This window comes from Leptospira kemamanensis, assembly GCF_004769665.1.
Lineage (GTDB): Bacteria > Spirochaetota > Leptospiria > Leptospirales > Leptospiraceae > Leptospira_A > Leptospira_A kemamanensis.
Genome location: NZ_RQGG01000013.1, coordinates 252,468 through 267,421 on the forward strand (window position 1 = coordinate 252,468; position 14,954 = coordinate 267,421).

Consider the following 14,954-nt stretch of genomic DNA (forward strand, 5'->3'; position numbering starts at 1 on the left):
GGGGATAATCCTTAAATTCAGAAATCGATTCTAAAAAGAATACAATCGAATTAGTATATCTGCGAAAAAGGAATGGCTTGTTGGATGTATAAATTGAGATCTTTCATAAGATCTATAAATTCAAGGTGTTTGAGTCGTTTCCCGTCTGCATCTTTTGTGACACGGATTACGGGTCTAAGAGGTTTGTCTTTATTGGATTCAATGACCATTCCCATTCTGAGGTCAGAAAGAACGACACCGGACCCCACCGGAAACATAGAAAGTTTATTTAAAAAGAGTCTCACCATTTTTAAATCAAAACGGTTCACGTTTTCACTGATCATGATCTTCATTGCTTCATAAGGAAGAATGGCTGTTCGGTAGGGCCTTGGGTGAATCATGGCCGCAAACTGGTCTGCGATCATAAACACTTTTGTGAGTTCTTCGATTTGGTTGGCTAGGATTCGTTGTGGGTAACCGGATCCATCCACTGCTTCATGGTGTTGTAAGGCGACAATCGCAAGTGAGTTTTTTAATTTTAATCTTTGGGTAAGGATTTGGTATCCGGTGACTGGGTGGCGTTTGATCGTCTTTAGATCGAGTTCCGTAAGATTGCCTTTTTTCTCAGAAACTTCTTCAGGAACCGTAACCATTCCGATGTCTGCAAAAAGAGAAGCAAGAGCCAAATCAATGAGTTTGGGTCTAGAGAACTCTAAGAAGTTTCCAAGCATGACGGAAAAGAATGTCGCATAACAAATATGAGTGTATAAATAATAACCTGAATGGGAATGGGACAAAAGTAAAATGGGAATTTGTGCGTTTGTTTTGGTATGGTCGGCAATTCGTTCTGCAATTTCTCGAAACTCCCGAATCTCCGTATAACGGCCTTCTGATGCTGATTTGTATGTTTTTTGCACCAAATCAAAACAATCTTTAAAGACTGCATTAAATTCCACTTTGGAAGAATTGGCTTTCTCTAATAGGTATTTATACCTGGTGGAATTTTCATCATCTTGGTAAAAAGGAAGGTTCGTGTCAAAATAACCTGGTCCACTGGCGCCAGAAGATTTGTCATTTTGATCAGCCGTGACTTTTTCCCCATCAGTCAGGATGAAGGTGATCCCAAATTGAACCAGACGGTCTAAGTCTTGTTGTGTGATGGGTTGGTCTGCTCCAACAAAAACAGTATCCTTATCTAAGTAAAGAGACTTGGTAAACTTAGAACCAGCCTCTAAGTCACGTATGGAGATTTTCCGCATAATTGCGTAAATCTTAGTAAGAAGCGTAGAAACATCAATTGTTTTTCTTTTCTCTTTCCAAAACGAGAATCCGAAAGACGGAAGCTACCACTTCATACAATTCTCTTGGAATTTCTTTTCCATTAGGGAGATGTGCGAGTGTATTCACCATGATCTCATCTTTTACGATGAAAACCCCTGCTTCTTCGGCAATCCGAACTAAGTTTTTGGCAAGATTGCCTTCTGCCTTAGCCACTAGTTTCGGAGCATTCTGTTCTTTTGGGTTGTAGGCAAGCGCCACCATTTTCTCTTTCATCTATAATCCCCGTTATAGGAAGATTCTTTCCAGTCCTCAAAACTAAGATCACCAATTTGAGGGAAGACCCGTAATAAATCCTGTAACTTCTGTTTGAGGGAAAGGGACAACGTAGGATCAGAATTTCGATCCAATTCATTTGTCACAATCTCGATCCGTACTGGATTTGTTTCTTCTGGTTGGTAATAAAAAAAGATCCCATAGGGTCCAAACCCTTCCGCCTTCCAAAACACATAGAGAGTAAATCCTTTCTCTTTTGGTTCCACAACCATCTCCAGATTCTCTTTTTTTTCACGAGTGTGGTAAGAAACAAAACTTGGTTCCTTTGATTCCGAAAGAAGGTAATTCCAAATGCCTTTGTTTGAGGTGGCTTCCCCTGTCTGAGCATCATTCCTCGTCTGTTTTGTGAAGGTCTCCCAACGAGACAGTTCCTTTGCCCGTTGATTGAGAAACGGATGCGTTAGGAGTGTGTTTTCTCTCTGTGTGTGTGATTCAGTCTGCGTCTTCGATAGGGAAATTGATTTTGATTCTTTTGGAATCGGAATTTGTATTTTGGATCGGAGGGCCAAACTTCCGTTTGTTTCTACATGTTCTGGAAGTTGTTTCCCAATCGAACGTAGGAGTTGGGAGAGGGCATTCCCTGAGGAATTAAGTGGGGAAAAGAGAGGGCTCACTTCCTTCCCTTCGGAGAAAATCACAAAAACTCAACCTGTGGATGGGAGAAATTCCGAGTTTTCTGAGGGCGTCCCTGTGTTCTTCTGTTCCATACCCTTTGTGTTTGGCAAATCCATAGCCTGGGTACTTTCGATCCATCTGTTCCATGTACTCGTCTCGGTAGGTTTTCGCAAGGATGGAGGCCGCAGAAATCGATGGAACTAAATCATCTCCCTTAGGAATCGATAGATACCCTTCGATGGGGTTCTTGATTTTGAGTTTGTAGTTTCCATCCAAAAAGAGAAATGGTTTTCGGTTTGGATTTGCTTGAAGATCTCTTTTTTCGGCAAGCGAATCGAAATGGATTGGAGAACCATTTCTGAGATTTAGGTTTTGGGAAGGAGAGCTTATATTTCCATCTGGATTCGAAGGTTGCTTAGGAGAACGTTCCTTCGGCAAGGCACGGCCTATCCCATAAAAGATGGCTTGGTTGATATTGAACTTGTCGATGAATTTTGCACTGACAAAGGATACATGCGAGTACTGGACGTATTTTAAAATCTCCTTTCGGAGTTCGAGTCGTTTGGGTTCGGGGATTTTTTTGGAGTCGCGTAGACCTTTTAAGATCTCACCAGACTTGATTTTTTTTAACGTATCGAGATCGAAGGAAACGCAACCCACAGAGACAGGCCCTGCGAGTGTTCCACGACCTGCTTCATCAAAAGAGAAGGTAACAAATTCGGGGATTTGGAATTCAGGAAAAAACGGCCGTTTGATGGCCGTTAGATCGAAAGAAATTATGCGCTAGGTGCTTCCGCTGTGGCTGCTTTCGCTGCCTTAGAAGCTTCGTCCTGTCTCTTTTTGTCTTTGGCAACAATTGCTTGTCCACCTTTTCTTTCTTTGATACGTCCCGCTTTTCCTTTTTTATCACGGAGATAAAATAGTTTCGCACGACGAACAGATCCTTTTCGAACGAGTTCAATTTTTGCAATTCTTGGGCTATGAAGTGGGAAAATTCTTTCCACTCCGATATCGTAAGAAACACGTCTTACAGTGAAAGTTTTGCTTTGTGATTTGTTCGCAATGGAGATCACAATCCCTTCGTAAACCTGAACACGTTCTTTTCCAGATTCAACGATTTTGTAGTGAACTTTTACAGTATCACCAATTTCGAAATTAAGTTCGTTCTTTGCTTCGCCTGCGAGTGCTGTTTCTAGAATCTGATTCATGGCTTCCTCTAAGAATGATTTCTTGTTTTGCGGTTTTTTTGCCGCCATTTCCGGATCTCTTCATGATGTCCACCGAGGAGCACGTCAGGAACAGTCCAACCCATAAAATCATAGGGTTTTGTATACTGGGGGTATTCTAATTCTTCCGTTTCGTTGTGTGATTCTTCGAGAAGACTTTCTTCCTTCCCCAAAAACCCCGGTACAAACCGAGACAGGCAATCTGCCACAACGAGAGCAGCTAAATCCCCCGATGAAATAACATAGTTTCCAATGGCCACTTCCCTGTCAATTAAATGCTCCGTGACACGATGGTCGACGCCTTCATAATACCCGGAAATCAAGGTAAAGGTATCAGAAGATTCAAAAATTTCACGAGCCAGGGTTTGGTTAAAAAGTTCCCCCGAGGGGCTGAGTAAAATGACCTTTCCTTTTTTCTCACCCAGGGATTCTAGGGCACGATAAATGGGTCCCACTTGCAATAACATGCCTGGTCCACCACCGTAAATGGTATCGTCTACCTTTTGGTGTTTGTTGTCGGCAAAGTCTCGGAGATGGACGGTATTGATTTCCACAACGCCTTGTTTGACGGCTTTACCAGGAATTCCAGTATCAAAATAAGAAGTGATCTTTTCCGGAAACAGTGTGATGAAATTAAAGCGCAATCCACTGCTCCCATTCGATCATCTCAAGTGTTTTTGTTTCTAAATTCCAATCTCCCACAAATCGATTGAGAAAGGGAACCAGGATGGTTTCTCCTTCGCCTGAGGTGGGTTTACATTCTAAAATGGGATGAGCCGGGTTATCGATGACGTCAGTGACTTTGTAACCGAGTGGTGTTTTGGTTTCTTTGGAAATGATTCTGAGACCAATCAGGTCTTCTGTATACACTTCCCCATCCTGTGGTTTTGGAAGTTCTTCCTTCTTCCAAAGAATTGAGAAACCACGATACTTCACAACCGTCTCTGGTGTGTCATACCCTTTGATCTTTACGAGAAAATGATTTCCGTTCGATTTGATGGATTCAATCGCTATCGTTGTGGTATTGCCAAGTGGATCCCTGACAGTACAGGTGGTAGGAGCTTTTAGGGAACTCAGTGTTTCCCCATCTGTGAAAACTTTGATGAACCCTTTGATTCCATGTGAGGATCCAAAGACCCCCACTTTCACTAAACTTGGTTTAGTCGACAATTTCTAAAGTATAGTTTTTGCCTTGTTTGGTTCCCGCGGCTTGTAGCACCGTACGAAGAGATTTTGCAATCCTTCCGTTTTTTCCGATCACCTTACCGAGGTCTTTAGGAGCCACCCGAAGTTCGATCACAGTTTCTTCCTCTCCGGGTACTTGGTTGACAGCGACCTGGTCAGGTTGGTCAACGAGAGATGTCACGATATAACGAACTAAGGAATCCATTTACAGACTAACCTTTGAATTTTGACCAAACGTCGTCTTTTTTCAAAAGAGCAAGAACCGTGTCAGTTGGTTGTGCGCCTTTTTTTAACCAAGAAAGAGTTTTTTCTTCGTTGAAAGTTGCTTTTTTCACAGCAGAAGCAGTTGGGTGAAAGTGACCAATCGCTTCGATGAATTTTCCATCTCGTGGAGCGCGAATGTCTGCTGCAACAATGCGATAGTGCGGGTCTGCTTTTGTTCCCGTTCTTTGTAATCTTAATTTAACCAAGGAAAAATACCCCTTTTCTAGCGAGTTTTTTAAATATGGACGTTCTGTCAAGAGCGAGTTCTTGCACTTGCAGCTAGTTCCTTCAATTTTTTGCCCTGAGCATTCGGATCACCCGTTTTGTAGAGCCCAGAGCCCACAACCGTGATGTCCACACCCAGTTTTGCGAGTTCTTCCATATTGGATTCGTTCACTCCCCCATCCACTTCCAGTTCGATATTGTATGGTTTTGTGAGTTTTCGTACCGCAGCGATTTTCTCAAATCCGGATTTCACAAAGGATTGTCCATAAAACCCAGGATCCACTGTCATAAGAAGCACGAGATCTAGATAAGGCAAAATTTGCGAGATGGATTCGGGTGGCGTTTGGGGATTTAAGGAAACACCCACTTTGATTCCCGCCTTTCGGATCTCTTCGGCAAGTCGCACAGAGAAATTTGTCGTTTCAATATGGAAGGTAATGCAATAAGGCTTTAGATCAAAGTATTTCGGAACATGGAGTTCGGGGTTACTCACCATCAGGTGGACGTCGAGTGGGATGTCTGTGTGAGATTTCACTTCTTTGGTAAAGGCTTCCCCAAAGGAAATCTGAGGCACAAAATTCCCATCCATCACATCAATGTGGATGAGATCAATATTTTCCTGTTTGTAAGTAGGAAGTTCCTGGGAAAGACCAGTGAGTTTCGCGGCAAGAATGGATGCAGAAATTTTCATCTTAATATGTTCCTTTTAATTTCCAAACTTTAGCAACACCCGTTTCTTTTCCCACGAGTGTGACTTTTGTATTTACGAAACGATGGATGACCAAACGAACCATTTCATCTTCTTTAAGAGATTGGCTTGTTAGAATTTCCTTTTCGATTTCCACATCTTCGCCAGGCTTCGTATAACTTACCTTAGCCGAATAGACATCATCGTCGTCAATTTCGTATTCTAAAAATTCATAATCCTGTACAAGAGACGCTGATGGTTCTAGATAAAAAGCTCCAATTTCGGCACCTGTCGGTTTTAATTCATAAGAGGAAACAAGTCCATGCCCATCACGAAACTCGGGTTTTGTGGCTTGTTTGATTCGATAAGGAATTTTTTTTCTTTGCAGATAGTCTACGGCAAACGGAACAGGAGTTCCAACTAACTTGGATTCATCCGAACCATCTTTTAGACTTTGGTTGGATTTTTTATCTGAACTCGCTTCTGTTACGAGAAGGTAAATTTTTTCGCCGGAATGGGTTTCTTTTCCCGGAGCTGGGATTTGGTCAATGATGGTGTCAGCGGGTTCGTCTCCTACAGCAGGAACGTATGTGATCCCACCAATTTGTAAGGGAACGTAGACTTCGCCAGATAACACCTTTTCTAGAATTGCTTTGGCACGTTTTAAGTCTTGGCCTTTGACATCTGGGATTGTGACTCGATCAAATCCAATGTTGACGGTAAGATACAATTTGGATCCAGCTTCTACTTCTTTTCCCGCATCAATGGATTGGCTTAAGATGATCCCATCTGTTTTTTCCGGGATTCGTTCCGATTCCAAACGCACTTTGAGTTGCAAACGTTGGAGTTCGTTATGCACTTCAATGTAGTTTTTTCCAATCACATAAGGCATCATGACCTTTTGTTCTTCTTTGGTACGAACCACAACAACCAGGAAGGCAGCGACAAAAAATACTAAAAGTCCTAAGGAAACAAATAGAACATAACCACTGTAAGGTAAAATTTTAAGAAACTTTTCTTTCACGTAAATGATTCTCCGGCCAAAACCCGCGCCCCATTAAAAAATTCAAATCCCTTCATGGGTTTTTTCCCTTCGGGTTGTAAGGTATCTATACCAAGCAGGTTTCCGTCTCCACAGAGACAGAAAAGCCTTTTTTTCTGGTGAAGAAAAAAGGAACCTGGTTTTGTTCCTTCGGGAACAGGAATGGGTTCAAGACTCGCTTCGGGTAAAAAGGAAGTCACAAGGATGAGTTTTTTTCCCCGAAATTCGGTCGTAGCCAGTGGGTCTGGGTAGAGAGCACGGATTTGGTTGTGGATCTCGTTTGCCGATTTCGTCCAAAGAACGGGTCTTTGGTTTGCCGTGATTTTTTGGCAATGAGTGGCATCTTTTGCATTCTGAGGGGTTCCTGGCAAGCGTTCACCAGTAGACTCCACAGTTTTTAAGAGTTGGATGAGTTCTTCTCCCCCGAGAGATGTGATCTTTTGTAAAAGCGAACCTGTCGTTTCCTCGTTTGGGATCTTCCAAGACTTTTGGGAAATGATATCCCCCGAATCCACTTCTTTTGCCAAATATTGGATGGTAAACCCTGTGACTTCTTCTCCATGGAGAAGAGCACTTTGTACGGGCGAGGCACCTCTGTATTTGGGAAGGAGACTTCCATGTAGGTTGATACTCCCCCATTTGGGATCTAAAAACACAAGGTCTGGCACAATGGATCCATAGGCATAGACCACATGCACGGGAGACCGGTAAGAAAGAATTTGTTTTTGTGCCTCTTCATCCGTGCGAAGGCGAGGTGATTGGATCACAGGAATTCCTTTTTCTTCTGCAAGCATTTTCACTGGCGTGGGAGTGATGATTTGTTTTCTGCCCACGGGTTTGTCGACGTTTGTCACCACAAAATCCACCTGGATTCCCGCATCGAGAATCATTCGTAATAATTCTTTAGAATGTTCTGGGGAACCAAAATATCCAATGGAGAGTTTCATATGTTTTCCTTATACAAGTTCCAAAGGATCCAAATCATACTCGATGTAACATTTGTGATCTACTTTGAAGTTTTGTTTTGTTTCTTTTAACAGGGTACGAAGTGCCGTAATGGATTTGCTTTTTAGCAAAATATGATACCGAAAATTATTATCAATTTTATAAAAAGGACATTGAGTAGGTCCTAATAGAATGACCGAATCGTCTTTTTTTTCTTTTAAGAGCTCACCATACAAAACGGACTGTTTGTTTGCCACCTCTTCATATTTGGAACGAAAGACAAGTCTTGCAAGCCTTGCAAAAGGTGGATAAAATAAATCCTTCCGAAATTCCAATTCCCACTCAAAAAAAGCGGGGTAGTTTTGTTCCTTTGCCATTTTGAGCACTGGGTGATCGGGGTCATTGGATTGGATGATGACTTCTCCCGGTTTTTCCCCACGTCCCGCACGGCCTGCGACCTGAGAAACGAGAGCATAAGTTCTTTCGCTACTGCGAAAGTCTGGAACACCTAACCCATGATTGGCGTTAAGGATTCCCACTAAAGTAACATTCGCATAATCTAAACCTTTAGCAATCATCTGAGTCCCCGTGAGGATATCAAGTTCCCCTTCTCCTAATTTTTCAAGTACCGAACGGGTCACATCTTTATTTTTGGAACTATCTTGGTCGAGCCGTTCAATCCTTGCTTGTGGGAAATGGGAAAGTAAATACTCTTCGAGTTTTTGTGTCCCGGCACCAAAGAGTTCTAAATCTTCCCCCATCATTTGTTTTAAATTGCGAAAATTGGATTTGTAACCACATAAATGGCATCGCACGGTTTGGTCGGAATGGTAACAAAGAGTTGCCGTACACTTGGGACAATGGACAAACTCCTTTGTGTTAGGTGAAAAGATAAAAGGATTATAACCACGACGATTGAGTAGTAAAATGATTTGTTCTTTTTTTTTCAGTCGGTCTGCAATTTTAAATTGTAAGTCACCCACAATGAGATTTTTATCATCTCCTTTTTCTGCCATTTCCACATGGGGAAGTTTTGCCAGGGGACTTGCTCTATGTTCTAACTTAGAAAACCCAATTTGACCCGACTTGGCCAGGTAGTATAATTCCACACTTGGTGTAGCTGATCCAAGAAGGAGTTTTCCATTCGATTTTTGAATTCGTTGTAAGGCTACTTGGCGGGCGTGGTAACGGGGAGATCCGTTTTCTTTATAAGACCCGTCATGTTCCTCGTCCATAATGACAAGTCGTAAGTCAGAAACAGGTGCAAAGATTGCAGAACGCGTTCCAATACAAATTCTTTTTTTCCCTTCTTTTAGATCCAAGTAGTTTTGGAATTTTTCAGAGTTCCTTAAATGGGAATGTAATACGGCAACTTGGCCTGGAAATATTTTTTCAATCCTTGCAATCGTAGGATAGGTCAAAGAAATTTCGGGAACAAGAAAAATCACGGTTCCTTTGGGTGATTCTAAAATATCTCGCATCAAATGCAGATAAACTTCAGTTTTTCCACTCCCAGTGATTCCATATAACAGATGTGTGTTGAAAGAATTTTGCGACTTGATTTCCTGGAACGCTTTTCTTTGTGCCTCATTTAACGGAAGTAAAAGTTGGCTTTGGATGGTAAGTTCTTTTGGCTCTAGAATTTTTCTTTTTTTGCCTTTGGGCACCATGAGAAACAACGCTTCTCCAAGAGATGACAAATAATGATCCGCCATCCAATTGGCCAGATCCATTTGTTCTGTTGTGAGCACAGGTTCGGTGTCAATTTGTTTGAGAATGGATAAGGTTTCGTAATTTGGTTCGTTCCTATGGAGCTCGGTCACAACTCCATCCCATTCCTTTCCATTCAGAGGAACAAGGACTCGTATTCCTGGTTTTAAACCAGTCATTTCCCCTGGAACTTCGTAAGTTAAGGTTTTACTTTCCCAGGATAGATTGAGTGCAATTTCTGCATATTGGATCATTTTATAAGTATGGTTTTAGAATCGAAAGGTGAGAGATAAAACTTTCCTCTAAGTCTTGTTTTTCTTTTCCATATTGAAATAAGTTTGTTTCGGAATCTGCTTTTTTGGCTTTTTCTCCAAGAAACACGAGGGCTTCAGGTGACCTGGTTGTGAGTAAGGGAATTTTTTTTCCCTCTAAATCCCATTCGATGACTTTGCCCAATTGTTCTTTTGCTTTTTCGGCTCCAAAGAGTAACCTGGCAGATGATCCCAAAATCACAATGGCTTTGATCCCAAATTCCTCAACGGTTTCTTTCACATGGACTTTACAATTTTCCAATCGTGTATTCCAATCTGATTCTTTGGAATCTGTATGAGAAAACGTACAAGCAGGGTATTCTTCGTAATAAAATTCTTCATAGGAAAATCCAAAAACTGTTTTAATAATTGAATCCCAACTTACCTCCGTTAACTTATCTTTAAAAATTTGATTGGGCCTTGTTTTCGTGAATGGTTTTTCTTTGGCCGTGGTTGCTCCAGAGTAGTGTAAAACCAAAATGGGTTTACGACCTTTGTGTAAAAACTGTCTCACTCCACTCAGTTTTCCTTGGCATAATGTGCAGGAAAAATTGACCAGATCTCGATTGTTACGTTGGTTTTCCTTTTGTTGTTTTTTCTGATTCTCTATAGATTCCGGAACTTTTGATTTCCAAGGAAACACATAATCATTTGGATCTTGTTCGTCCTGGAAACGAAAGATAGAGACCGCTTGATTTTGGATGAGGAATTTTGTTTCTTTTAAGATATCGGTAAATGTTTCTAAAATTGTTTTTTGGTCCATATTATCCCTCAATCAGTTGGTCCACGGAAATATTGAGAGAACGTAACTTTCTGTACAAGTGTGTACGTTCGATCCCAAGTGCCTTCGATGTGCGGGTCACATTGCCTTCACAAATTTGTAAGGTTTTGATGATGTATTGGCGTTCAAATTCTTCTTTCGCATGTTTTAAATCACCTCTTGCTACCATTTCATTTGCTTTTTTGAAACCGTGCAAAGCTTCTTTGACATCTTTCGCTCGGATGGTATCACCTGGGACTAAGATACTCAATCGTTCAATGATATTGGCAAGTTCCCTTACATTGCCTGGCCAAAAATGAGAAGTGAGTGTCTCTAACCCTTCTCTGTCTATGGTTTTGGAAGGAAGTTGGTTTTCTGAAATGGATTTTTTTAAATAATAATCAGCAAGAAGTGGAATGTCTTGGTTTCTTTCCCGTAACGGTGGTAAGTCGAGCGGAATTACATTTAAGGCATAAAATAAATCTTCTCGGAATTTTCCTTCCCGGATGGCTTCTTCCACATTGGAATTGGTGGCAGCAATAATTCTTACATCCACTGGAATGGATTCTTTTCCACCCACTCGTTCGATCTTTTGATCAAGAATTGCTTTTAATACTTTGGATTGGAGAGATAAACTGAGATCACAGACTTCATCTAAAAATAGGGTTCCATTCTGCGCTTGTTCCCATTTTCCGATTTTCACATCGGTTGATTCTGTTGGAGATAGAAGTTCAGTCCCGAATAACTCTTGTTCCAAACTCTCTTCGGGTAAGGAAGCACAATTACATTCTATGTAAGGCTCCCCTTTTCGTTTGGAATTTTGATGGATGGATCTGGCAGTGAGTTCTTTCCCCGTTCCATTTTCACCATAAATAAACACACGTGCATTGGTTTCAGCGGCTTGGTAAACCGCAAACTTCACTCGGGTAATGGAAGGAGACTCACCTAAAATTTCATCCACTTCCAATTGGAATTTGGGAATCTCATGGTCTTTTGTTTTTTCAATGGACGATTCAATTGTTTGGATCACCTTTTCAATCGATAAAGGTTTTTCTAAAAAATCCACTGCCCCTTTTTTTGTGGCATTGACCGCAAGTTCTATGGTTCCGTGGCCTGAGATCATCACAATTGGCAGACTTGGGTAGAGTTTTTTACATTCTCCTAGGATTTGTAATCCATCTTCTTTTCCAACCCATACATCTAGTAAAACAAGAGAAGGCCTTTCCTTTGATAATGCTTTTAAAAGAGATTTACCGTTGGAAAAATCCTCAACGGAATATTCCTCATCTTCCAAAATCACACGTAGGGACTTTCGGATTTCCTTTTCATCATCTAAGATATAGATCAATTTTTGCATTATGAAAGTTCCAAAGGAAGTTCGATACGAAACTTACATCCACCTAACTTCGAGTTCTCCACCGAGATATGTCCATGGTGGTCGATAATTGTTTTTTGGACAATCGCAAGTCCGATCCCAGATCCATGTTTTTCCTTGGTAGAAAAATAAGGTTCAAATATTTTTTCCTTCCATTCCTCTTTCAGTCCAGGACCCGAATCGTCTATTTCGATGACAATACTTCTACGAAGAGCTTTCTTCTGTAATTTAGACATCACTCGGATTTTTTTCCGTTTTGTTTCCAATATATCCAATTCTTCTTTGGAATTTTCTTGTGATAAAATCGCTTCTACAGCGTTTTTAATCAGATTATTTACAACACCAAGAAACAATCGTTTGTCGAGAAATACTTCCGGTAGGTTTTGTGCAAGTTTCAGCTCAAATTCAATATCTGAAGTTCCTCGAAATAGAAGAACCGCTTCTTCCAAAATAGGATTGATGTGTTGGTTGATGAGAACAGGAACTGGCATTCTTGCAAATTCACTAAATTCTTTCACTAGGTGTTCTAAAACTCTTACCTGGCCAATGATGGTTTCAGTGGCATCAAAAATCACCGATTCCAAATTCTCTTTTTTAGGATTTTGGAATTTCCTTTGGATTCTTTGGGCTGAAAGTTGGATCGGTGTGAGTGGATTTTTAATTTCATGAGCCATTCGTTGTGCCACTTCTTTCCAAGCAGCAATCCTTTGGGTGTGCATAAGCTCATCTGATTTTGCTTTTAAGTCGCTCACCATCTGGTTAAAACTATCAATGAGAATTCCCATCTCACCTTCTTCCGTTTTTTCTAAACGAATGTCTGATTCACCGAGTGAAACTTTTTTAGTAGCGTTAGCCAAATTGATGATGGGTTTTGAAATTCTTCTGGCAAAGAAAAAGGAAAAAAGAATCGCAATGAGAAACATGGCGAATGAAAAACTAGCGATTGTCATACGAACACTAAATGGTATTTTTTCTTTCCACAAACTGACTTTTTCATACGTAGAAGTGGCATTGATGATATTCAAAACATCAGATTCGAATCCTCTGTGGATTCTTTCGGCAATGATCACAGTCCTTTCCCCTTCCAGGGAAAATTTTGCGACCATATACGCTTTGTCAGCGGCATAATAGCGACTTATATAAATTCCTTTTTCTTTCGACTCCAGGTATTCTAAGGAAGAAAGATTACGGTATAAATTTTTGGATTCAAACTGAACTTTCTCTTTTTCGATATATCCCAAATAAAATTCATTTTTTTCAAACAGTCCATTTTTGATTCCCTGTTGGAATATCGTGAAACTATCGGATTGCCCCTTTACGAGTAGAGTTCGAAATCGAGTGACAATCTCCAAAAAGGGAGTTTCGTTTTCCTTTTCGATGGAAGAAACAAAACTACTCGCGGAACGTAATGCATTGGAAATATCAACTCGGTAAAATCCTTCTATGAGTTTGCCAGTTAGATTCGAAGACAAAATAAAGATGGGAAGAGAGGGAACAAGAGCTACAAACAAAAAAGCAAGTGTAAGTCGATAACGAATCGAACTTCTGATTTTTCCCGTTTCCCTGTTTCGCCTGTTCCGATAAACATAACTTAGGATGAGGGATAAAATGAAAAATGGAATTAGAATGAAAACATAGGTATCTAATTTTGAATAAAAAGAAATGTCTTCTTCTTCTCTAAAAAATACAAGTTCTGAAAATCCGACTGAGATGGCTAAGGTTAAAAAAAAGATAAATATATCGCGTAAATAATACCGATTTTCATCGGATAAATTCGGTAAAAATCGTAAGAGTCTACTTGGCATTCGTTTCAAAATTCTGAAGAACTAAAGTCTCTAACGCTTGTAGTGCCTCCTCTTCATTTTTTCCATCCGCAATTACAGAAAAAACAGTGCCTGGACCAAGTGCTAACATCATAAGCCCCATAATCGATTTTCCATTCACTTCGATATCATCTTTTTTGACAAAAATTTCGCAGGGGAAACTCGCTGCGACTTTTACAAACAAAGAGGCTGGTCTTGCGTGAAGACCTGTGCTATCTTCTCTAATCTTTAATTGGATTTGTTTCAATGGTGCTCTGCTGTATATAGGTATTGAGTTTATTCGAAAATTCTTTGGCGCTATTTTTGCCCATTTTACGAAGTCTTTGGTTCATGGCTGCTGTTTCGACAATGATAGGAATATTACGTCCTGGTTTCACTGGAATTTCAATAAAGGGAACAGACACACCCAAAATTTCTTCCATACTTTGTTCAATGCCTGTCCGTTCATAATCACCAGAGGTTTGTTCTTCCCATTCTTTTAAGTTGATAATGAGTTCGATGAGTTTGTGATCTCTGACAGAACCAACACCAAACAAATCTTTGATATTGAGAATTCCAAGTCCTCGAATTTCCATATGGTGGCGAAGTAAATCGGAACAAGATCCAATCAAATAACTTTCACTTAAGCGACGAATCTCTACCATATCGTCTGCCACAAGACGATGCCCACGTTCAATGAGCTCAAGTGCTGTTTCACTTTTCCCTACACCCGACCGACCTGTGAGTAAGGTTCCAATTCCAAAGACTTCGATGAGTACTCCATGACGCATGGTTCTGGGAGCGAGAGCCCGGTCTAAAATTTGAGAGATTAACGTGATGAACCTGTGTGTGGCAATTTCTGTTTTGAAAAGAGGTATGCCTTTTTCTTTGGCTCTCTCTACAAAAGGAATTTGAGGTTCGTTGCCATGGGTATAAATAATACAATTGAGATGGAATTCGAAAAACTTGTCAGTGATCTCACCCAGTTTGTCTTCGGATAGAGAATTGAGATAGGCCCACTCCCCTTTGCCTAAAATTTGAATGCGATCATTGGCAAAAAAATCAAAAAATCCAGTGAGGGAGAGTCCAGGTCGATTGATCTCAGCACTATTGATTCGATTGGAAAGACCTGCTTCCCCTGTAATCAGAACCAGTTGTAAGTCTTCGTGATCTCGGAGAATGGTCTCCACTGTGATTCCTGGAACTGGCATTC

The 14,954-nt window shown here is 40.7% G+C and carries 18 protein-coding genes; all 18 read right to left on the bottom strand.

The window, feature by feature from the left end; translation table 11 throughout:
• Nucleotides 1-50: 50 nt before the first annotated feature.
• Nucleotides 51-1,238: an HD-GYP domain-containing protein gene (locus EHQ59_RS05835; protein WP_135618330.1), complete on the bottom strand. Its 1,188-nt coding sequence runs from the start codon at nt 1,236-1,238 to the stop codon at nt 51-53.
• Nucleotides 1,239-1,272: 34 nt separating this feature from the next.
• The gene (locus tag EHQ59_RS05840) at nt 1,273-1,533 is read right to left on the bottom strand and encodes an EscU/YscU/HrcU family type III secretion system export apparatus switch protein (protein WP_135618332.1); all 261 of its coding nucleotides are present in this window, start codon (nt 1,531-1,533) and stop codon (nt 1,273-1,275) included.
• A complete protein-coding gene (locus EHQ59_RS05845; RefSeq protein ID WP_167481382.1) occupies nt 1,530-2,231 on the bottom strand; it encodes a hypothetical protein in 702 nt (233 codons plus the stop codon). Before EHQ59_RS05845 ends, EHQ59_RS05840 begins: the two co-directional genes overlap by 4 nt.
• Nucleotides 2,182-2,868 carry a ribonuclease HII gene (locus EHQ59_RS05850; RefSeq protein ID WP_244245407.1) on the bottom strand — a complete coding sequence of 229 codons (687 nt, stop codon included), beginning with the start codon at nt 2,866-2,868 and terminating at the stop codon, nt 2,182-2,184. Before EHQ59_RS05850 ends, EHQ59_RS05845 begins: the two co-directional genes overlap by 50 nt.
• Before the next feature lie 116 nt (nt 2,869-2,984).
• The gene (rplS, locus tag EHQ59_RS05855) at nt 2,985-3,416 is read right to left on the bottom strand and encodes a 50S ribosomal protein L19 (RefSeq protein WP_167481383.1); all 432 of its coding nucleotides are present in this window, start codon (nt 3,414-3,416) and stop codon (nt 2,985-2,987) included.
• An 8-nt stretch (nt 3,417-3,424) separates the two neighbouring features.
• Complete coding sequence (gene trmD / locus EHQ59_RS05860; RefSeq protein WP_135618339.1) at nt 3,425-4,078, bottom strand: tRNA (guanosine(37)-N1)-methyltransferase TrmD; 654 nt, start codon at nt 4,076-4,078, stop codon at nt 3,425-3,427.
• Nucleotides 4,068-4,604: a ribosome maturation factor RimM gene (gene rimM / locus EHQ59_RS05865; RefSeq protein ID WP_244245408.1), complete on the bottom strand. Its 537-nt coding sequence runs from the start codon at nt 4,602-4,604 to the stop codon at nt 4,068-4,070. Before rimM ends, trmD begins: the two co-directional genes overlap by 11 nt.
• A complete protein-coding gene (locus EHQ59_RS05870) occupies nt 4,594-4,824 on the bottom strand; it encodes a KH domain-containing protein (RefSeq protein WP_012388646.1) in 231 nt (76 codons plus the stop codon). The genes rimM and EHQ59_RS05870 overlap by 11 nt, the downstream gene beginning before the upstream one ends.
• Nucleotides 4,825-4,831: 7 nt before the next feature.
• Entirely contained in the window at nt 4,832-5,089 is a 258-nt protein-coding gene (gene rpsP, locus EHQ59_RS05875) for a 30S ribosomal protein S16 (protein ID WP_015675939.1), read from the bottom strand.
• Between the two features lie 47 nt (nt 5,090-5,136).
• On the bottom strand, nt 5,137-5,799 hold the full coding sequence (gene rpe / locus EHQ59_RS05880; RefSeq protein WP_135618341.1) for a ribulose-phosphate 3-epimerase: 663 nt from the start codon (nt 5,797-5,799) through the stop codon (nt 5,137-5,139).
• Nucleotide 5,800: 1 nt separating this feature from the next.
• Nucleotides 5,801-6,820: a PASTA domain-containing protein gene (locus EHQ59_RS05885; protein WP_135618342.1), complete on the bottom strand. Its 1,020-nt coding sequence runs from the start codon at nt 6,818-6,820 to the stop codon at nt 5,801-5,803.
• Nucleotides 6,817-7,785: a methionyl-tRNA formyltransferase gene (fmt, locus tag EHQ59_RS05890; protein WP_135618344.1), complete on the bottom strand. Its 969-nt coding sequence runs from the start codon at nt 7,783-7,785 to the stop codon at nt 6,817-6,819. The genes EHQ59_RS05885 and fmt overlap by 4 nt, the downstream gene beginning before the upstream one ends.
• A gap of 9 nt (nt 7,786-7,794) precedes the next feature.
• Nucleotides 7,795-9,747: a replication restart helicase PriA gene (priA, locus tag EHQ59_RS05895; protein WP_135618345.1), complete on the bottom strand. Its 1,953-nt coding sequence runs from the start codon at nt 9,745-9,747 to the stop codon at nt 7,795-7,797.
• Between the two features lies 1 nt (nt 9,748).
• Nucleotides 9,749-10,567, bottom strand: a complete 819-nt coding sequence (locus EHQ59_RS05900) for a hypothetical protein (RefSeq protein WP_135618347.1) — start codon at nt 10,565-10,567, stop codon at nt 9,749-9,751.
• Nucleotide 10,568: 1 nt separating this feature from the next.
• Nucleotides 10,569-11,921 (bottom strand): sigma-54-dependent transcriptional regulator, encoded by a 1,353-nt coding sequence (locus EHQ59_RS05905; protein WP_135618349.1) that lies wholly within the window; start codon nt 11,919-11,921, stop codon nt 10,569-10,571.
• Nucleotides 11,921-13,744 carry an LIC_11548 family sensor histidine kinase gene (locus tag EHQ59_RS05910; protein ID WP_135618350.1) on the bottom strand — a complete coding sequence of 608 codons (1,824 nt, stop codon included), beginning with the start codon at nt 13,742-13,744 and terminating at the stop codon, nt 11,921-11,923. The genes EHQ59_RS05905 and EHQ59_RS05910 overlap by 1 nt, the downstream gene beginning before the upstream one ends.
• Nucleotides 13,734-14,009: an HPr family phosphocarrier protein gene (locus EHQ59_RS05915; protein ID WP_135618352.1), complete on the bottom strand. Its 276-nt coding sequence runs from the start codon at nt 14,007-14,009 to the stop codon at nt 13,734-13,736. Before EHQ59_RS05915 ends, EHQ59_RS05910 begins: the two co-directional genes overlap by 11 nt.
• On the bottom strand, nt 13,984-14,952 hold the full coding sequence (gene hprK / locus EHQ59_RS05920) for an HPr(Ser) kinase/phosphatase (protein ID WP_135618354.1): 969 nt from the start codon (nt 14,950-14,952) through the stop codon (nt 13,984-13,986). Before hprK ends, EHQ59_RS05915 begins: the two co-directional genes overlap by 26 nt.
• Nucleotides 14,953-14,954: the final 2 nt, after the last annotated feature.

Bases quoted from the DNA above. Each gene is read 5' to 3' on its own strand.
- fmt (WP_135618344.1), bottom strand. From the start codon at position 7,785: ATGAAACTCTCCATTGGATATTTTGGTTCCCCAGAACATTCTAAAGAA.
- EHQ59_RS05840 (WP_135618332.1), bottom strand. From the start codon at position 1,533: ATGAAAGAGAAAATGGTGGCGCTTGCCTACAACCCAAAAGAACAGAAT.
- EHQ59_RS05835 (WP_135618330.1), bottom strand. From the start codon at position 1,238: ATGCGGAAAATCTCCATACGTGACTTAGAGGCTGGTTCTAAGTTTACC.
- EHQ59_RS05870 (WP_012388646.1), bottom strand. From the start codon at position 4,824: ATGGATTCCTTAGTTCGTTATATCGTGACATCTCTCGTTGACCAACCT.
- EHQ59_RS05900 (WP_135618347.1), bottom strand. From the start codon at position 10,567: ATGGACCAAAAAACAATTTTAGAAACATTTACCGATATCTTAAAAGAA.
- EHQ59_RS05910 (WP_135618350.1), bottom strand. From the start codon at position 13,744: ATGCCAAGTAGACTCTTACGATTTTTACCGAATTTATCCGATGAAAAT.
- EHQ59_RS05905 (WP_135618349.1), bottom strand. From the start codon at position 11,921: ATGCAAAAATTGATCTATATCTTAGATGATGAAAAGGAAATCCGAAAG.
- hprK (WP_135618354.1), bottom strand. From the start codon at position 14,952: ATGCCAGTTCCAGGAATCACAGTGGAGACCATTCTCCGAGATCACGAA.
- priA (WP_135618345.1), bottom strand. From the start codon at position 9,747: ATGATCCAATATGCAGAAATTGCACTCAATCTATCCTGGGAAAGTAAA.
- rpe (WP_135618341.1), bottom strand. From the start codon at position 5,799: ATGAAAATTTCTGCATCCATTCTTGCCGCGAAACTCACTGGTCTTTCC.
- rplS (WP_167481383.1), bottom strand. From the start codon at position 3,416: ATGAATCAGATTCTAGAAACAGCACTCGCAGGCGAAGCAAAGAACGAA.